The following is a 19,461-nucleotide window of genomic DNA, read 5'->3' as shown; positions in this document are numbered from 1 at the left end:
TATTGCAAATGACCAAGACTGAAAAAATAAGTGTTTCTATATCTTTCGTAGCCATTGTTCTAACTCAGTTTAAGCCTCTTCACGAATACCTCAGCTCCTCAAACCTTCAATACGATTTAGGCAGTTATATTAGCTTTAATGAGCAACTGGGTTACCAAAGCCTTATAGCCAAGTTGAATATAAGTAACTCAGGCGACCAGCATGGAAAATTAAACGACATAATTGTTTTTATCACACACAGTCAAAACAAGTTTCAATATCTAGCCAATGTAATTGGTACATATGAACAACAAAACTGGCAACTAACACCCTTCAATGGCGTATTTTTACCAGCACAAGAGTATTGGAATAATACGGTTTTAATTAATGACTCTAGAAATTCTGCACATGAAAATTTTGTGGAAGAAACCATGTATTGGCAAGAACGGTATTACGCAGAGTTAGGCCGATTTGATGAATACGAACAAGAGAGCTCTATAAGCGACGAGCTCTTTGAAGAATTTCGAATTTGGTACAAAGACAAAATGAGAGCCTTTCCCGTTGGTCATTATTATATGTTATTAATTTTTAAGGAAGATTCCAAAACACAAACTCTCTTATATGAATTTTATATAAGTGCCCAAAAGAAAAGGATGTTTCTTAAAAATATTGAGCGTTATAGATATGGGGAGGGTATTGTAGCCCCCTTAAAAACAGGTGCCAATCTTGCCACTACCCTCGCGCTTGTAAGTGACGAAGATACCACAGAACGTATCAAAATTGAGTATAAAAAATACCGTAAGAAAAAAGGAAGTTAGATTTGCACTGCGTGATTTAAGTCATTAACCTGAGATAAATAATAATCTCAACACGCACTTAAATGTCTAATTCACCAATACTCATTCTTACGGGCTTCCACCGAAGTGGTACCTCAGCCTGCGGTAACTTGCTATCTAACGCAGGCCTCAATTTAGGTAATGACCTTATTCAGCCTCATATCGCGAATCGTAAAGGTTACTTTGAGGACATGCCTGCTGTACAAATGCATGAAAGTTGGCTTAATGAACACGATACAACCTGGCAATATTGCGGTGATACCAATCTTAAATTAAATGAAGAACATACTGCCTCGCTCAAAAGTTATATTGCTAAGAGAGACGTTATTGGCACTGCTTGGGGAATTAAAGATCCACGTTTGAGTTTGTTTCTGCCAGCTTACCAAGAGCATCTGGGTGAGCGGGCTCGTTTTCTTTTAATTGTCCGCCCGTGGCAGAGTTGTATAGAGTCTCTGCATCACCGACATAGCAGAGAAATTGCTCTATTAACTAACCGCTCTAAGGGGGCGCTGAATGATAGGTTTTGGCACGAGCCCGACTTAGCAGCAAAGATGTGGTTAGCTTATAACTATCGCCTATTATCTTTTATAAAGAGTAACCGAGAGCAGTGTCTACTGGTAACCCAAAAGGCGCTTTTCAACGGTGCGCCCATTCTTAGTAGCTTAAATAAACTTGGTAACTTCGACTTAGATGAAAACGCACCATTACCCTTTGCGCGCTCGCTAATCAGCGACAAAGCTAACCTAAACGTGAGTTTTGTCAATGAATCTAATCTAAGAAAAGAATTAGATGATATATGGAAAGCGCTACTCAATTTTGCAGATTATAAAGCAGATGATGAAAGCGTATCTTGGAAAAAATCAACTAATCCTTCGGTGTCTTTAAACCTTTTAATAGGTAGAAAAGAGTTAACGAACGTAACTCATAAAGGTGAGAACGAAAAAATAAATAATCTCACTAATTTGTATAAAGATAACGCGGGAGAAGATCTTTATTACAGTACATATGGAAAATTACTGAATGAACAGAATTTAGATAAGCTTCTTTGTCATTACCGAGCCCTTTTAAGCAAATGCGCAAACACGCGTCTAAAATTAGATTTAGCATCTCGGATAGTAAAACACCTCGAAAGATCGAACATCTTATTAATAGGTAGTGAAAGTAAAACTAAACTTTTGCATGTACCCCCGATTGAGAGCCAACAGACAAGGCTGTTTCCCAAAAATTTAGGGGCAGATCAATATATTATTTCTGGTATTGCAAAAAAGTGCGATTGGGTTGTATTGTCAGATGTTCAAGCACCTAAAGCTAGTTTAGTGAAAAACTTTCTTGGTAATTATCCAAAAACGATCTTCCTAAGCTTGCGTGCGCCATTTGATGCAATAAAGTTTTTTCACGATACCGTTCTACCTCAGCTAAACACGCCTTTCGTTTTAATATCAGGCTCGGAAGATGTAACAATACCGGAGCAGCGGGACAAACGTTGGCGAGAATATAACGAAGATGAAGCGCGTTGCATTCAAAATATAATCGAACACCCTCAATTACTTCATTGGTACGCAGAGAACTTAAGTTCTAGTGAATACCCAAACTTATCGCCCATACCTTTAGGCTTGGTTTATCCTAATTCTGAAGCCTTACCTTCTTTACCTCTACATTCCGTACCTACGCTTTCGCAGCGTTTTAAATCAGTATTATGTGCTCATAGAATTCGAGAAGGGCAGCAGTGGGAAACCAGAAAAAAGGTCAGTGCCTTAGCCAATGGACCATGGAAAAATCACTGCACGCTATTAGCCGACGAAGTTTCCGAATCTCATTTTTTCGAACTGTGCCACACGCATAAGTTCGTAATTTGTGTGGAAGGAGGTGGTTTCGACCCTTCCCCTAAAGCTTGGCATGCCTTACTAAATGGCGCAATTCCTATCGTAAAAAGTTCTGCATTAAATGCTTGTTACGCTCAGTTTCCTGTTGTCTTCGTAAATGATTGGACGGAAAAAGTAATAAACGAAGAAAATTTAGCAAAATGGGAGTCTAAATTCGCTCCTTTCTTTAATGAGCCAGACAAGCGGTATGAGGTTCTACAAAAGCTAGGGCTGCCGTTTTGGTGGAATCAAATTTTAGGTAAGTTAACTAAATTAGCCTCAAATAAGTAGTTGGAGACACCCAGGTCATTAGGTTGAAGCAACTTTACTTAAAGCGAACAATGAAAAGAGCACGCTAACAATTCTAGCGTGCTCTTTTAGAATACGTCACATAATAGTGTCTTATTCTTTAGCTACAGCAACTGAATAACCATGCTGCTTCAATAGTGCATGTTGCTTAGCCTTACCTAGGTCATGTGCAACCATTTCTGCGCACATTTCCTCGACGGTAATCTCTGGTACCCAACCTAGCTTTTCTTTCGCTTTTGTTGGGTCGCCTAGTAGTGTTTCTACTTCTGCTGGGCGGAAATAACGCGGGTCAACTTCTACAATAACGTCACCCACTTTCACACCTGGCGCAGTTTCGTTATCTACTGCTGTCACTGTTGCCACTTCTTTCACGCCTTCGCCGCTAAATTCAACGGTAATACCCGCTTCTTTTGCTGACATGCGCACGAATTCACGAACTGAAATTTGCTTGCCTGTAGCAATAACAAAATCTTCAGGTTTGTCTTGTTGCAACATCATCCACTGCATACGTACATAGTCTTTTGCGTGGCCCCAGTCACGAAGTGCATCCATGTTGCCTAGGTAAAGCTTAGACTCTAAACCTTGTGCAATATTAGCGATACCACGAGTAATTTTGCGGGTAACAAACGTTTCACCACGGCGTGGAGATTCATGGTTAAACAGAATACCGTTACATGCATAAATACCATAAGACTCGCGGTAGTTAACCGCAATCCAGTACGCATACATTTTTGCTACTGCATAAGGAGAGCGCGGGTGAAACGGCGTAGTCTCTTTTTGTGGAATTTCTTGCACTTCACCGTAAAGCTCAGACGTTGATGCTTGGTAGAACTTAGTTTTCTTTTCAAGCCCTAAGAAGCGAATAGCTTCTAACAAACGAAGCGTACCCATAGCATCTACATCTGCCGTATATTCAGGGGCTTCAAAAGAAACCGCAACGTGTGACTGAGCGCCTAGGTTATAGACCTCGTCTGGCTGCACTTCTTGCATAATACGGATAAGATTTGAAGAATCCGTCAAATCACCATAATGCAAAATGAAGTTAGCGTTTTCTACGTGAGGATCTTCGTAAATATGATCCACACGTTCAGTATTAAACAGCGAAGCACGACGCTTAATACCATGAACCTCATATCCCTTTTCTAATAAAAACTCGGCTAAATAAGAGCCGTCCTGGCCGGTTACACCGGTAATAAGTGCTTTTTTCACAGCAAATTCCCATTAATATATCAATTAGTATATTGTTCTTTATATATAAGTAGATTATTCAACTTCTACTTTTTCGAAGCTTTTCACAAGGTCGTCAACAGCTTTCACTTGAGCCAGAAATTGTTCTAGTTTTGCTAATGGAAATGCTGACGGTCCGTCACAGCGAGCTTTATCAGGATCTGGGTGGGCTTCCATAAACAACCCGGCAAGCCTAACTCCCATGCTAGCCAATGCAAGCTCGACAGTTTGAGCTCTTCTGCCACCTGAAGCCGAGCCATTTGGATCTCTGCATTGTAATGAATGGGTAACATCAAAAATAACAGGCGCCCCTTTAGATGCCTTTTTCATTACACTGAAGCCCAGCATGTCCACAACTAAATTATCGTAACCGTGCGTTACCCCTCTTTCACATAGTATAATCTTTTCGTTTCCACACTCGGCAAATTTTTCTACTATATTCCCGACTTGCCCGGGGCTCAAAAATTGAGGCTTTTTAACGTTGATAACGGCTTGAGTCTTCGCCATTGCTTCGACTAAATCCGTTTGTCTCGCCAAAAATGCAGGTAACTGAATAACATCTACCACTTCAGCTACAGGCTGGGCCTGATAGATTTCGTGCACGTCAGTAATTATTTTAACGCCAAAAGTACTTTTTATTTCCTCGAAAATCTTTAATCCAGCGTCCATACCTGGCCCTCTATAGGAATGAACAGACGAGCGATTGGCTTTATCAAAAGATGCTTTAAAAACAAAAGGTATATTTAGCTTTTGCGTAACTTCCACGTACTTTTCGCATATCGAAAGAGCCAAATCCCTAGACTCAAGAACATTCATCCCCCCGAATAAAACAAAAGGGAGGTCATTTGAAATTTCGATGTTGTCTAAATTAATTGTTTTTTGTTGGTTCATTTTATTCGCTTTCAACTTTTAGTTTATTTCTTAAACGGAAGAGATCTTCCTCAGTATCGATACCATGATGAGGTACTTCCAGTGCATTTTCGGCTACAATCCTAACACCATTAGCTATCGGTCTAAGTTGCTCCAACTTCTCAGTAGCTTCTAGATGATGCTCTTTCATTTCGCTAATATTAAGTAGAGTCCCTACCCTGTATACATACAGTCCTATGTGTCGATAATATTCGCCACTTGGCATATCAGTCAGTGAGCCTCTCATTTCATCACGATTAAATGGGATAGGTGCTCTACTAAAATAAACTACCGAAGAATCTTCACCCATTGCTATTTTAACAATATTAGGGTTCATGAGTTCATCAACACTCAGAATCGGCTGTTTCAGCGTTGCAATTCCTGCGTTGGGATATCTTTCTAATAAATCTGCCGCTTGTGTAAGCAACTTTGGCGAAATTAATGGCTCATCACCCTGCAAATTAATGACTATATCTTGCTCAGGAAGCGCCAGTTTACCAACCGCTTCAGCCAATCTATCGGTGCCAGACTGGTGTTTATCTGAGGTCATGATTGCATTAGCACCGTGCTCTACCGCGCAATTAAATATTTCTTCGTTATCAGTCGCTACATGTACCGAACTAGCTAGTTTTTTCGCAACTTCTATAGTGTGCGCTATGACCGGCTTTCCACCTAAGTCAAGCATCAACTTTCCAGGAAGACGACTAGAATTATACCTAGCCGGAATAACGATATGCCTAATTGTCATTATATTCCTTATCAATCTTTGCAATGATCGCGGGCAATTCTAGTACACTTTTTATAACAAAATCGGCACTGCCTTTTGCGAGATGTTCTTTGGAACACTCGTTATTTACCCAAACGTTTTTTATCCCAACACTGCTCGCACCTTCAATATCTGCTTCATATGAATCGCCGACATGAATTACTTCTTTACTATTCAAACCAGCCAAACATAATGCCTTTTGAAAGATGCTAGGGTGAGGTTTTTCGTGAGGCTCTTCTCCTCCGATAATTATGTGGTCAACAAAATTTCCCATTTTCACTGCAGATAACTTTGGCGCTTGAGACAATACTGGGCCATTAGTAATTACTATTAGTGAATAGTTTTTTCTCAACTTAATCAATAATTCACCGACACCGGTAAAAAATTTGAAAAACTCCATTCGTTTTTCACTTATTATGTTCAGAAGTTCTGCGCCCTTTTCATATGAACAGCTCATATCAAATCTATCGAATAAATACACAATCAATGAGATGCGAAAATCTCTCTCGTCACTACTTTTTGCGTGTGCTAGGATTGTTTGGTATTCATACTTTTTATAGATGCCGAGAATAAAGCTCTTCGCCCATTCTGTTCTTTTGTTTATACAGCCAAAGTAATCAACTAGTAGCGTTTTTTCTATCCAAATCTGTAACTTTCGATCTGCGCCTTTTGTGTCGCACAAAGTTTCGTCCATATCAAGGAAAATAGCTTTAATTGGATGTGTTTTTAGAAAACTACTTTTTGAGGACACCAACTAGTTCCTTACCTTCCAAAGCTAACAAAAAATTTACCCTGCTCGCTTCCATTAGATCATATGCATATTTCGTGCTAGCTTGAGTCGTAATCGTTAGCGGCACTTGCGAGGCAATATCTTGAGCTTTTAAATTAAACACATCCTGCTTAAACTCTTCCATAGCGCGTCGGATATCACCATCTGTTATTACGGAAAAGTCGTAGCACTCAGAACCTTGCACGATTACAAATCCCAGCTCACCAGAAGAGATGGCAGACACAACCTCTATAAACGGTGACTCTAATTCTAAAGCTGTGGGTGGGAGTGCCACCATCTCGTCCGCTACTTTCGATAATAGCTTTCTACCTAATGCGCCACCAGGGTGGAACCTAGCAAAATTTTCAGGTGAAAAGCTCCTCTCTTCCATCAGAACAACAGTGAGGATGTCACCCATAACAAGTGTTGCTGTAGTAGATGCCGTTGGAGCAAGTTGATGAGGGCACGCCTCACGGTCAACTGATATATTTAGAACACTGCTGGCAGCCTTAGCCAAGGTAGAAGAACTATTTCCCGTCATTGCAACAAGGAAATTTCCATTATCATTCAGAAAAGGAAGTATTTTTAAAATTTCGTCTGTTTCGCCTGAATTTGAAATTGCTATGAATACATCATCCGGTGTGACCATACCAAGATCACCATGAAAAGCTTCTCCTGGGTGCATAAAAAAACTTGGAGTTCCAGTACTAGCGAGCGAAGCTGAAATCTTTTTTCCAATAAGCCCAGATTTGCCCATACCACAAATAATAACTCGTCCTTTAGATTGCAGTATCGTATTCACAGTGAGCTCAAAGGACTGGTCGAGATTAGAAAGAAGACCTCTAATCCCTTCAAGTTCGATGTCCACTACTCTTTTAGCGGTATTTATGAAGTTCGAAAACATACTAATTCCATTTTGTAATTATTGAAGTGTTATAAATTTAGATAACTGTTCGTAATTTTTAGTTAGGTTAAAAAGGTACTCTGAAAAATATTTATACAAAAATTGTTTGTGCAAATCTGGCTCTTGAGTTTTTAAAGCTGCCGGCAAACCCGCAAAAGCATCCTCAGTAAATAGTTGAGTTGCCACACTGTTATACTCAGCCGTACCTGTCACAAACACTTTTTTTCCGTAAAGAAATGCTTCTAGACCTACTCCTGAGTTAACTGTGATTACTCCGCTAGCATTAGGAAAGATTTTGTGAATAGAGGCATCAGTAACAATTACATGTTTTTCATTCTCTAGCCTTTTTAGCACCTTTCCAACCTCCTCATTTTTGCAGAAAGGATGGCGCTTTATAACAACGTTGTAATCGCTGTCTTTCAAAGCATCGACTGTCAACTTAACCATGTCTAGTGAATTGAACTTCGCCAGTTTTGCAACAGAATCATCGAGAAGTTGCATCGCACAGAATACAAAGGGTTTTGAAACGTTGAAAGCTGAATCTTTCTGAGTATATTTCGATTGTCTGAAGTTAACAAATTGGTTAACCAATTGCTCAAAGAAAGTTTCTGCACTATGGGTGTCAACATTTTGTAACTCAGCACGTGAAATTTCGGAAGCTTTCGACCAACCAGAGTAACCTTGTTTGTCTAACATCATATAACCAGGAAAAGGTGACTGTTTATAGTGATAATGAGAAGCATTGCTAACCTGACCGATTGATTTTGTGTGATGGCTAAATACTCTTCTAAACCTACTTGTATGGTTTCTCGCATCTATTTTTGAGTTATGGAACTGATGCTTAAATATTATCGCAGAATCTGTTGATCTGACTAAGTATTCAATCAACATGAGAACACCGCGCTTTGTATCATTTGAAAAGCGCTCTTGTCCACTTGCTTTCTGTGCAGTAGACACTAGGCTATAGAAAACGTGGGGTAAATAGACCACACAAATATCGCCTTTATATTCTTCCATTGGAATTAATTTATCATCTTTGAACACAACAAGGTTTTTAGTATCAAGCTCGTTCAAAGTAGCGCTCTCATGAGCTACAAAAAAGTCACCGAAGCCCTTTTTTATAGCGCTGTAAGTAGACTGGTCATTTTGTTTCACCCACTCTAGGTTGCGAAACTCGAGGGCTTCTTTGGTACTACTGCAACTACTATATGCATTGTTATGATAATTGCTGATTAGTGATTGCTCTATTCCAATTGATTCTGCCAGGGCACGGACAAACTTGTTGTAGTGGTGTGTGTTATTTGCATTTAAAATTTGAGTTTCAACAAACTTTTGCCTATCTATTCCAAAGCTTTCTAAATCAATTCTAATGCTCTTTTCATCTATGTGATACAAAAGGGAGATCATATTATCGATGTCAGCTTTTTTATTCGATGCTAGAGCTTTTGCCCCAAACTCAATGGCGCTTTTTAAATCACCCAGATGTCGACTACATATACTTAGCCTTCTAAGCAAAGCACAATCATTACTGCTATCCGTGAAACTAGCAAAAATTGACTCGATCAATTCAGAGCACAATGCCCATAACTTCAACTTAAAGATCAAATCAATCAGCTTAACTCTTAATTTTCTATCATCTCGATAAACAAATTCAAAAACCTTTATTACCACCTCTAGCTGTCTTAAGTTGTCAGTCTGAGCTAGACTTTCAAAAAGTGAGAAGAACTCGTCCGCGGAAACGTTAAATAAACCATGGCTAATTACTTTTTTATATGTTGGGTGTGACGTCAGTGAAGAATCATCACTGTGAGACATAGCTTTAGTATAAGTAGAAAATTTTTCTGCGTACCTTTCATTCAGTAGAGCCGAAGAATTTTTTCCAGTATTACTACTCATTGATTTTAGAAGATTAGCAAGTCTAGATGCTATATTTTTAGAACAGAACTTATCTATGAGTAACTTACGTGCATTGTAGGTTATTTCGTCGCTTTCCTTGTTAAGGAAAGCACACATTAGCAAGAATACCCATTCATTCTTCGAATTAGAAGAAGTAAAATAACCATGCTCTAATGACTTCAATTTACTCGCGAACCCGGTCTTATAAGTAAATATCGGCTTGTTAAGGGCTATAGCTTTAACTAAGCGAGAGGACATTCTGTACTTATTAAAATCGTCATTATAGCCAGGGGCGCATATTATGTCTGATGCTTTAATCAAGTTGTTGTAATCTTCGTCACTAGGAGATTTTAGATTACGGAAGTAAACGCTACCTTTTAAATTTGCTTGAGCATAGGCTTTTAGGTTCGCAGGAGCCCTTCCTGAAATCATTAAAGTTACGCCTACTCCAGCACCAATTTTAAATTCTTTTACGGCTTGAACGAAAACTTCAAACTCGTCTGAATATGGATAAATACTTCCGTTGATAAAAATTAAAAAGGTATCCGCCCTTACATTATATTTTTCTAATAACTTTTGCTTGTCAAAATTATTTCTGTTGATAGTCTCATACTCATCAACTGAAATTACGGGGGGGATAATGAACGAAGGTTTTCGATATCTATCGTACAATCTATCAGCCATGTCGTCCCATATAGAACAGTGCAATGAAGATAACTTGTAGCATAGTATACGAAGAGTGGGTTCTACCCAGCGGTCAAACTCTGGGTCGCTAAACACTTTAAGTGAGTGCTCCATATCAACTAAAGATAGGAAACTACGGAAATCATTTTTGTTCAGTTCTGGCTTATCTAATACACGTAAAATCTCTAAGTTCGCTTTGGGGTAGTATTTTTCAAATACAGCGTCTTCATCATCTTCCGCTTGGACAATCAACTCTGCATTAGTCAAAACTTTTAGCTCTAGAGCTGCTCTCATTGTCCTTGTCCGCACACCTACTTGCATTATATATGAAGGTGAAAATTCCGTTACAACTCGTTTAATTTCACGCGATAACAACTTACCTCTAAACTTGAGCCTTAGCCATTGAACACCATTCCAATTTAGAGGGCATGCGCCTTCAGATATAATTAAAACTTCTATACCTTGCTGTTTAAGCTTCTCTGAGAGTTCCTGCAAATAAAAAGCTGAGCCATGGTCGCACGCTGATGGATGAACTATAACGAGGGATTCAGCTCTACGCCTTTGGCCGTAATAGCCTATTTTCTTCGCAATCCCTGAAGCAACATTCACATCTCTGTCAATAAGATAATTATAAAGATAATTGTGTGTATAAGATAATATTTCACTGTAGTCCGCATCACTTATGTCGGAAGAGACCAGTGCCGCTATAGCGCACTCTAAATTGTTAAAGCTTGCTAAATTAAGCCCTAAGTTGTTATTGGAATAAAAGCTATCTCCCAGTGTGAGAACGTTTTTTTTATGCATTAACATTTCTAGGCCAGCTTGTGAGTTAATGGTAATTGCTTTATCGAAAACGCTCATTAAAGAATATGTATTAGTATCGTCATCAATCACTTCATAACCGTAACCTTCAGATAGTAAAGATTTTATCCGCTCTTTATACTCTACTTTATCCCCTGGATGTAGCTTTGCCACCAAATTTACGTTTGGTAACTTTTTAACTTCTTTTGCCACGGCTTCATATGCTGAAAAAGTATCTTCGAAATCAGGCAAATCATACGTAATAACTGTATCTATATTACATTGACCTATTAGTAGAACGTTTACCTTACTATCAGAACAAAACTTTTGAGCACGAATCAGATCTTCTACTTTTGACCTTGGAAAACTAGCTTTGGTATGCTCACAAACCTTTACCCACTCCAACATTCGTCCTTTATCTTTTTCCGAAAAAGGAAGCGAAACTTGCTTTTTCGAAAACTCGTGTTGGTTACCGATAATTCCGCATTTATCGAAATAAATCCTTCCTTTATCAAAAGAATACTCAGTTGCATAGCATTCTATTTTCAATACATCACACACTCGCTTAATAGCGCGTGATGATTGAAGTAGTCCACCCCAAATAACTACGAATTTAAATTCTTGAGAAGTTAAAAGTTCAAAAACCGAATCCAAAACTTTTCTGTAGCTCTCTATTAATTCTTCTTGGCTTTTTTCGGGATAACGCCTTTGAGAACCTCTAATGTCATATAGGATTTGCTCATGCGTCACTTTAACGTTATTTTGTTCAACGCTTTTAACCTTTTCCCAGTAGTCACAGTAATCAACTTTACGACCAAAAGAAACTGTCTGAAAATTTAGAGCTTCTAGCCCCCGACAGACATCTCTTTTAACTGGATCACCATATTTTTCAACATTTTCAACTAAAACACGATTCATTTTTTAAACCACTTAGAAATTTAAAAATAATGTTAATACACTACATTTTGTAGCTTAATTTTATTCAAGTAAGATTTGATCATTAATGTAATAAATTTTTGATAAATTATATTTAATTACAAGTATAGAAAGTTTGTTCAATTTGAGTTTTTACCTAAAGAGTTAGCTAATAACCAAACTTGTCCTTTAAAATTTTGAAACTATCTTCATCTTGCATTTTTCTCAAAAGATCCTCTGAGATTGCTCTCCTTGAGCGAGGGGAGATGTTGTTACTTGACCGGCCGCTATCTCCAGTTACTTTGAAAATATCGAAGGTATCTAGGAAGCTATCAGAAAATGGAAGGTCTAGCACTTTTGCCATGTTCTGAACGCTTTCTTTGGGGCTTTCTACAAAGTCTTCGTACTTAAATATCTGTTCTGGAGTATATTCGCTAATAAACGTGTCTACTCTTTTACAGTATTCCCCAAACCCTTTGGGTTCAAAGTGTTCCCATTTATTATTTAGAAGAGACAAGTACGAATCGATAGGATTTCTTAATGTTGCAACTCGTAGCACATTGAACTCTTCTGATAAATGCTCCACAACAGAAGAATACCTTGTGAAATTTTCTCCTACACAGAAGTCTGAGTGTGTATGTTCACGAATGACGAGATGCCCCCCAAAGCTGGATACATGCTGCTCTGTAGTTTTTATACTATCAGTAAAGATTTTCCATGCTAACGAATCGACATCTGGAACGCTGGCATACCTTGACTGTGTTATAACATCTGCTGGTAAAAACTTCGGCTTGCCCCCTCCCATATGCAACTTGGATGTAGGATGTAACTCGCTTAAGAGAAATACATTTGGTAATGCAGCTATACATTTGGAGACCAAAGTACCACCGCTACACGCTAAATGGTGGATTACCTTTATAGTCGGCTTAGTATTAAGCGTACTTTCTTCAAGGGCTTTTTCACAGCGCTCGATTAAGCTTTTTGCTTCATTCAACGGAAGATGATTTACAAAATTAGTACTTTCGTTATCAGGTCTGGCCGAGACATCGTGTTTATCTAACAAATTCAATGCATCATCTAATTGACGCTGCATGTTTTTTAAATCATCCATAGCCCTAACCAAGATCCTTGGTCGCACTCGCAATTTCAGGAAACCGCGACTCTAGGTTATGGTAAAAAACTGACGCCTGTTTTAATTTTATGTGCAGCTCTGCTATCAACTCTTGTAACGCTTTTTCCGTTTCAACTTTTTCTTTATATTGAAAGCGTAATTCGTCCAAGTCGCTTTGTAGCTTGCTCATCAATTTAGTATTTAGCGCTAGTGTTTTTAAAGCGTCTTTCTCTTTTATCGAGCTCGCGTTACAGCTTTCTTTTAAAACAGCCATGTTGCTTTCTAAAGCTGACAACTGATTTTCACAATCACTTAGTTTTGTTTCTAATAAACTGTTTTTTTCTACTAGGCCTTCAGCCAATTTCTTATTTTCGAGGTGCCAATGTTTATGCTGATCTCGTGACTCGCCAAGCTCTCGACTCCGTTCTTTTAAGTCTTCTAGTTCCGAATGCAGTTGTGATTTTTCCTCAGCCAATTCCTTTTGCTTTTCTTCAGCTTCTTGCTTGGCGGTCTGCAGTTGTTGCTTAGCCTGCTGTAGCTCTTCGGCAACTTTGTTGGCATTGCTTTGAGAAGCACTCAACTGCTTTTCTAGCTCTAACTTGATTTCTCGATGCTGTTGCCTTTGACTGAAGTAGTTCAATGCCTGCTCAGCATTTACTTTTTTGGTTGCCACAAAGTTAGAATATGGCGGCATAGACTCAGCTAACTCAAGATAATCTCGCCCACATTCTGTAAGCTTTTTTTTAAGCTTTTCTGCGGGTTTACTTTCACCAAAAATTGGCCTTAGTGAGCTTTGAATTATCACATGGGTGAATGGATTTAATATTTGGTTATTCAAGCATTGCTGCTCGCCACCATTAAGCTGCGAAATAAGTAAGCCAGAACGGCTCTCTGAAATATCAAATTGCTGAAGTAAATGCTTTAGCTTAATTACCGGAACTTCCTGTTCAGTGAATTCCAGTGCAGGTCGTATACTTTTAATAACATTTGGAGGAAGTGTTGACGAAAACCCTGGTACATTTGATACGAAATAAGAAACTGTTTTCTGCTCGGACTCAAATACCGGCACACCATGCGCTATGGTTACATTGTTAGGCTTGCCTTTAGCGCTATACAGTGCATTGGCTTTTTCAAACATTGCCGGCTCTGGCTCTACTAAAACAACTTTTGATGCTGTTAAAGAAAACAGCCAATTAAGCGTGGCATCAGTACGCGCTCCAAGCACTAAAACGCACTTTGGTTGCACCGACAGCCCATTTACAATGTGTAATAAATCGCTCATAGCCCCTCCTAATGTTCTTTTAGAACTTTTCAGCCATCACTGCTATTAGCTTCTGCCAGTTTTCAAGCGGCTGGTTCACTTTAAGCTTTTTACGGTCTAGTGTATGAAGCCTATCTGCTAGCTTTGTAAGCAGCTCTTTAACAAACTTTTGATCTTCTTCTTTTAAACTATTTATCGCGTTTTGCTGCTCTTCATTTAGCTGTGCTGGCAAATCGAGTACTAGTTTTAGCCCCCACTTGTCTTTAGTTTCTGGCGGCCAGGTAGCAAGCGGCGCTTGGTTATTGGCTAGCTCTCTAAACTCAAGGCTTCCATATTCGGTAAATGCTTTATCTTTTATTTGTTTAGCGCCAACTTTAATGTCGAACGCAGGGAAGCTAATGCCGTTTGCCTGTAAGTTTTCAACACAAATAAGTAGGTGTTCGTTTGTAGTTCCTACCATATTCTGTTTAAGGCTAAGCTTTTTGAAATTAAACGGTTTAGATGTTTGTTTTGGCGCTAGTTGTTTTAATGCCGTTGCTAGTTTTTGTAACTTTTCTGGCCATGATGCAACGTCTAAATTTGCTGTTGCATCGGTGCGCTGAACGTTGCCTTGCTGAAGTTTGGTTTGCAGCTCTTCAATAATGCCTATTAGCAATAAATGATCTACTGTAGGCAATTCTGCCAATGCTTTTTTACCTGCATCGGTAAAAGGGCTAAGTAGCGAAAAGTCACATACTTTGTTGCTACCTGTTTTCACGAATTTTGATAAAGGATAAACGCGCTTTTTATCTGGTGCATGTAATTCTATATCTAGCACACCTTTTCTATCGTTCACGATGATAGAAAACGCATTCCAGTGCTTATCACCATGTTCAACTTGCGTAAAGCGGGCGGTTATGCGCTGCAGGTCTTTTTGGTTTGCGCCACCGGTTAAGGTTACACCTTCGCTTAGCACCAAGTGTGGGAATCGCTCTTCTACTTTGCTCTTGAATTCAGCCAGTGCTTTGTTATCAGGCGACTCACCTTTTAATTTTTGATATTCAGTAAAATAAAACTCTAGTTCTTCTTGAAGTTGTTTTATTTGTAGCTGTAATAATTCTTGTTCATTCATCGCGTTTTCTAACTCTCGTTGTAGTTTAGGCGAGTGTTTCTCTGCCTGCGCTAGCTTTGTCTCTAAATTCTGAATTACGCTGTCTTTTGCCTTTTTAGCATCTTTAGATTGTGCAAACGTACTTTCTAGCTCTTCTTGTAGTTGATTTATTTGAAGCAGTAATAGCGCTTTCTCTTCTTCAAGGCCAGTGACTTTCTCAGCCACAACCTTATCGTGCGTTGATGCAATCTCTTCTGCTTTGGCATTTTCTTGTAATTGCTTATAGTTTTGCTCTACGCGTTCAAAATCCGCTTCAACGTTAGATAGCTTCGAGAAGGCTGCTTCTAACTCTTCTTGCAGCTGTTGAATTTGGAGCATCAGTAATTCATTTTCCTTAGCTTGCTCTGTATTTTGTTTTGCTATGCGCTCTTTTTCTGCATTTACTTCAGCTAGTTGGCTGTTTGCTTTTTCGTATTTAGTGTTTGAGTCTGCCACAGCAGCTTTGGCGTTATTAACTTCAGCAAAAACGCTTTCTAACTCTTCTTGTAGCTGCTGAGTTTGCAGTAGTAATAGCTCGCTCTCGCTTTTAAGCTCGCTCTCGCTTTTAAGCTCGCTATTTTCTTTTGATATGCGTTGCTTTTCAACGTCCGCTTCAGTTAGCTTGTTCGCTGTTTCTTTATACTTATTTTCTAAATCTGCAACCGCAGCTTTGGTTTTACTAGCTTCAACAAAAGCGCTTTCTAACTCTTCTTGTAGCTGCTGAGTTTGCAGTAGCAATAGCTCGTTCTCGCTTTTAAGCTCGCTATTTTCTGCGGCTAACGTTGAAGCTTGCTCTTGTGCACTGGCAAGCTCGCTTAATGCGCTTTTATTTTTCGCGTCTAATTCTGCGGCAGTGCTTTTGGTGTTTGTAACCTCTTTTACTGCTGCCTCTTTTTCTTTTTGCTCTTTTTCGAGCTGCTGAGTTAGCTGGGCGAGGCTTTCTGATTTTTGAGCCAATTCTTTTTTAACGGCTTCTTGTTCGCTTTTAGCTGTGTTTAAAGCTTCATTGGCTTTAGCACACTCATTTTTTGTGCTTTCAATGTTGTTGTACTGCATTAAACCGAAGCACACAACGTCAACCCAGCTTTGGGTTTTGTCGGGAGCGCTAAAAGCTTCAAACTGTTGTAACAACTCGTTGGTTTCAGTCTCACTTTGAAGGGCGCAGCGAACAGTGTTGCTTAATGTTTGTAACTCTTTCGGCAAACTTGAGGTGGGTAGCAGTTCAATCGCGAAGTGCTCATCCAATAGATACTGATGCTGTTGCAAAGCTTTAAAATAGTTGTCCCAGTTTTTTATCGCTTCTGTCACTTCTGCCTGTTTAGGTAACGCGTTTGCAAATGAAGCCACTATGTAATCTTGCGGCGACATAAGAAGCGCTTTTATTCCGTGGGCAGCTTCATCACTTTGCTGGCTTACTGCAATGCTAATATGGGGTGCCTCAGCCTGTACAACACTGTTAATTAAAGTGTCGTTTATTTCAGAATCACCTAGTTCTTCAGACCAATCTACATTTAAAGCTAGCGCGCCTTTTTCCACTTTTTCAGTTGCTAAACCCATGTACGAAAATAAAAATTCGTTAGGCGCAATAATTAGTTTTTGACCCACTTAACATTCCCCACTGAATTTTTGTAACGCGTAATACCAACGTTCAAGTGAATATGACAATACTTTACCATTGAGGTTTGTTTTGTGAAGTGAACTGCCCACAGCGTGCAAAAGCTGTGTTTTATTAGGTAGTAGCGCTGCATTATCAAGCTCTGCTGATGTAACTGCATTTACATTGCTATCGGCACGTAGCGAGAGGGTAAAACGCTGAGGTTCTGATTTTTCATCGACCAAAGCGTTACCACGCAATACAAGTACATTGTCTTCTTGCTTCGTATCACTCAACAATGCCAGATTTTTAACAACTACACTGGCTTCGTTTTGTGAAAAACGACTAACAGACTCTTCTGTCTTTGCCTCTGTAAAGCCAGAAATCAGTTGCTCAACTGCTTTACACCAATTGCTCGTTTTCCCTACATTTACGTTATCTTTTAAGGCAAACTGCTCTTTCAAAAGCGCTATGTTTAACTGCGTTAGTATAGTTATTAAGTCTGCTTGGTCGTTAGAGGAAAGCTTGTAGAAAGCGTTGCTTGCCATTTGCTCTGGCATAACAAGCATATAATCGGTAACGCCGTTATTGCCACTGGCAATAAACTGAGATAGCGGGAAACGGCGGTTTGGCTTAGGCTCATAAAACTCAACTTCGGCCCTGTTCCCTCGCCTGTTAATGATAAGCGGGAAACTCGCCACGACTCCAGTTGAAAGAACAACGTTATTGATATTAACAATTAAACGGCTTACGTCTTCTCGCTCGAAGCCACCCGCAATTTCTACCTTGCACTCTACCTTGCCTTCTACTACGCCTTCTATCCCGCCCTTTTCCGAGTTTAAGCCAGTATCTATCTGAGCTGAAGGCGCGTTATGCTCGATGGCCAATTCAGGGCTATCTGTATTAGCTGTAGTCGTTTGCTCGTGCCCATTAAAATCGTTACTCGCTGCAACGCTGTCTTTAAACACGCTTTGCTTTTCTTGTACTTTCGACCAGTGCTTTTTTTTGTGCTCAAGCTCATTAACAATGTCAAAGTACGGCTTAGTTGCTGGCTGCTCTACAACGTTTACGGTGTTTTCGAACGCTTTGCTTTCTACCATTTGATTAAATGATAGTGGCCCTGTTAACTTCCATACATCGTTACTGTTTCGCGCTTTCAAATTTTGAATAATGCGATTCCATATCCATTCCAGAGCAGGGTGCCCTGCACGGCAGCCTATTGCTCCATTCCAAATTCCGCCGTGCCACTTTCTTACTAAAAACAGAGCATCATCTGAAAGCAACGGCGTTATAGACGCATTGCACTTTGTACCGCAATCTATATAAAAACCGCCCATTTTTAAGCAGTAAGCTACGCGGAAAATATCTGATTGCATTGCTGGTAGTGCAGCACTTTCAAACAGGTTTTGAATTTCAGCACCGTAGTGCTCTGCTATAAATTGACGTGCAGTTTCGTAACTAAAGAGCTTGTGCTCCATGGAAGGGTTTTGCGCTTTCCATGTGGCAACTAACTTTGAGATATCTTCTGGTAAATCTGATGTATTCCAGAACTGAACAACTGTATTAGGCTTCATACTTCGCTCTTAAAAACTCGGCATTTTTTTCATAAATGTCGTAGAACTGAGATACCAATTCTTCATTAGTAAAAGTGGCTGATTCGCCTAACTCAATATCTGCCCCATTGATACTAAGTACACGTGTACCTTTCGACTCAACCCTACCCGTCTCAACACATTTTATACCTGGTGGTACTAGTGGTATTAGCTGATTAAGCGGCTCGATGCTGGCATCAATACAATCTTCTTTCCCGGTTGTACCCGCAATATGCAGGCAAATTCGCTTAGCATATTCAATTAGTAACACTGATGAGGGGTGGTTGAACGTGAAGAACGTTCTTGATTTACCGCGGGTAGCTTCAATGAAGTCTGCAATTTTTATATCAACCGATGCTTCTCGCGTCTTTAACTCACTAAGCGACTTTGCATCTTCTTTACCGTACTCTTGCTTGTTGTAGAATGGATCTGATAACCACCCCACTACTTGCTGTTTACTTATACCAAGTAGCCACCCGTCAAGAATGGTTTTATTGTGATATTCGCCTAAAGGGCCACGTAAAGTCGTAACTTCAGGATGTCTTATATATATCAAATCTGGCGTAAACCCGCTGAAATAAAGGTTAACTATTGTATGGGTTTTATCACCGTACAAACGCTTTATTTCACTGGTTCGAATAAACTTGCAAGGGTAGTTGTCTGAAATAGACTGCGTAACAATAACGTCAGCTTCATTTAATGCGTCGCGATAGTCAGCTTCATCGCTATCTTTTAATAAGTGTACTATTGGGGTAGCAGTTACCTGTATCGTAGGAACTAGCTTTTCAATGTAATCAGCAAGAGGCCTAGCTTGGCAATTACCAATAACTACTAACTTCATACTGCCTTCACCTTACCGAACACTTGCTGCTTAACACGTTTAGAATATCTGTTTACTAACACTGTACAAACCGTCT

13 protein-coding genes are annotated in these 19,461 nt (G+C 39.5%); 2 read left to right on the top strand and 11 right to left on the bottom strand.

Annotated elements, in window-relative coordinates; genetic code table 11:
- The first annotated feature begins 8 nt into the window (after window positions 1-8).
- Both ACXAGV_RS06215 and ACXAGV_RS06210 read left to right on the top strand, forming a co-directional pair.
- Entirely contained in the window at window positions 9-797 is a 789-nt protein-coding gene (locus ACXAGV_RS06215; RefSeq protein WP_474872489.1) for a hypothetical protein, read from the top strand.
- Window positions 798-1,006: 209 nt separating this feature from the next.
- Window positions 1,007-2,968, top strand: coding sequence for a hypothetical protein (locus ACXAGV_RS06210; protein WP_474872488.1), 1,962 nt, complete (start codon window positions 1,007-1,009; stop codon window positions 2,966-2,968).
- Window positions 2,969-3,079: 111 nt separating this feature from the next.
- Here ACXAGV_RS06210 and gmd read toward each other — a convergent pair whose 3' ends face one another.
- The 11 genes from gmd to ACXAGV_RS06155 form a co-directional block, all read right to left on the bottom strand.
- Window positions 3,080-4,195: a GDP-mannose 4,6-dehydratase gene (gene gmd, locus ACXAGV_RS06205; protein WP_287150935.1), complete on the bottom strand. Its 1,116-nt coding sequence runs from the start codon at window positions 4,193-4,195 to the stop codon at window positions 3,080-3,082.
- Between the two features lie 54 nt (window positions 4,196-4,249).
- Window positions 4,250-5,104, bottom strand: a complete 855-nt coding sequence (gene kdsA, locus ACXAGV_RS06200) for a 3-deoxy-8-phosphooctulonate synthase (RefSeq protein ID WP_474872487.1) — start codon at window positions 5,102-5,104, stop codon at window positions 4,250-4,252.
- Between the two features lies 1 nt (window position 5,105).
- Window positions 5,106-5,870, bottom strand: a complete 765-nt coding sequence (gene kdsB, locus ACXAGV_RS06195) for a 3-deoxy-manno-octulosonate cytidylyltransferase (protein WP_474872486.1) — start codon at window positions 5,868-5,870, stop codon at window positions 5,106-5,108.
- Window positions 5,860-6,639, bottom strand: a complete 780-nt coding sequence (locus ACXAGV_RS06190) for an HAD family hydrolase (RefSeq protein ID WP_474872485.1) — start codon at window positions 6,637-6,639, stop codon at window positions 5,860-5,862. The genes kdsB and ACXAGV_RS06190 overlap by 11 nt, the downstream gene beginning before the upstream one ends.
- Window positions 6,623-7,561: a KpsF/GutQ family sugar-phosphate isomerase gene (locus tag ACXAGV_RS06185; RefSeq protein ID WP_474872484.1), complete on the bottom strand. Its 939-nt coding sequence runs from the start codon at window positions 7,559-7,561 to the stop codon at window positions 6,623-6,625. The genes ACXAGV_RS06190 and ACXAGV_RS06185 overlap by 17 nt, the downstream gene beginning before the upstream one ends.
- Window positions 7,562-7,579: 18 nt before the next feature.
- Window positions 7,580-11,860, bottom strand: coding sequence for a capsular polysaccharide export protein, LipB/KpsS family (locus ACXAGV_RS06180; RefSeq protein WP_474872483.1), 4,281 nt, complete (start codon window positions 11,858-11,860; stop codon window positions 7,580-7,582).
- 166 nt (window positions 11,861-12,026) lie between these two features.
- Window positions 12,027-12,968, bottom strand: coding sequence for a sulfotransferase family protein (locus ACXAGV_RS06175; protein WP_474872482.1), 942 nt, complete (start codon window positions 12,966-12,968; stop codon window positions 12,027-12,029).
- Between the two features lie 4 nt (window positions 12,969-12,972).
- Window positions 12,973-14,250 carry a class I SAM-dependent methyltransferase gene (locus tag ACXAGV_RS06170; protein WP_474872481.1) on the bottom strand — a complete coding sequence of 426 codons (1,278 nt, stop codon included), beginning with the start codon at window positions 14,248-14,250 and terminating at the stop codon, window positions 12,973-12,975.
- 19 nt (window positions 14,251-14,269) lie between these two features.
- Window positions 14,270-16,963: a hypothetical protein gene (locus ACXAGV_RS06165; RefSeq protein WP_474872480.1), complete on the bottom strand. Its 2,694-nt coding sequence runs from the start codon at window positions 16,961-16,963 to the stop codon at window positions 14,270-14,272.
- Complete coding sequence (locus ACXAGV_RS06160) at window positions 16,964-18,526, bottom strand: glycosyltransferase family 32 protein (protein ID WP_474872479.1); 1,563 nt, start codon at window positions 18,524-18,526, stop codon at window positions 16,964-16,966.
- A complete protein-coding gene (locus ACXAGV_RS06155; protein ID WP_474872478.1) occupies window positions 18,516-19,385 on the bottom strand; it encodes a WcbI family polysaccharide biosynthesis putative acetyltransferase in 870 nt (289 codons plus the stop codon). Before ACXAGV_RS06155 ends, ACXAGV_RS06160 begins: the two co-directional genes overlap by 11 nt.
- Window positions 19,386-19,461: the final 76 nt, after the last annotated feature.

Source organism: Alteromonas sp. ABH4_453 (assembly GCF_056160665.1).
The sequence above is the reverse complement of the archived record's forward strand: the minus strand, read 5'-3'. Positions and strand labels throughout refer to the sequence as shown.

What these genes read in the sequence shown, in the direction of transcription:
- ACXAGV_RS06215 (WP_474872489.1), top strand. Translation starts at nt 9, where the DNA reads ATGACCAAGACTGAAAAAATAAGTGTTTCTATATCTTTCGTAGCCATT.
- ACXAGV_RS06210 (WP_474872488.1), top strand. Translation starts at nt 1,007, where the DNA reads ATGCCTGCTGTACAAATGCATGAAAGTTGGCTTAATGAACACGATACA.
- kdsA (WP_474872487.1), bottom strand. Translation starts at nt 5,104, where the DNA reads ATGAACCAACAAAAAACAATTAATTTAGACAACATCGAAATTTCAAAT.
- kdsB (WP_474872486.1), bottom strand. Translation starts at nt 5,870, where the DNA reads ATGACAATTAGGCATATCGTTATTCCGGCTAGGTATAATTCTAGTCGT.
- ACXAGV_RS06185 (WP_474872484.1), bottom strand. Translation starts at nt 7,561, where the DNA reads ATGTTTTCGAACTTCATAAATACCGCTAAAAGAGTAGTGGACATCGAA.
- ACXAGV_RS06180 (WP_474872483.1), bottom strand. Translation starts at nt 11,860, where the DNA reads ATGAATCGTGTTTTAGTTGAAAATGTTGAAAAATATGGTGATCCAGTT.
- ACXAGV_RS06175 (WP_474872482.1), bottom strand. Translation starts at nt 12,968, where the DNA reads ATGGATGATTTAAAAAACATGCAGCGTCAATTAGATGATGCATTGAAT.
- ACXAGV_RS06170 (WP_474872481.1), bottom strand. Translation starts at nt 14,250, where the DNA reads ATGAGCGATTTATTACACATTGTAAATGGGCTGTCGGTGCAACCAAAG.
- ACXAGV_RS06160 (WP_474872479.1), bottom strand. Translation starts at nt 18,526, where the DNA reads ATGAAGCCTAATACAGTTGTTCAGTTCTGGAATACATCAGATTTACCA.
- ACXAGV_RS06155 (WP_474872478.1), bottom strand. Translation starts at nt 19,385, where the DNA reads ATGAAGTTAGTAGTTATTGGTAATTGCCAAGCTAGGCCTCTTGCTGAT.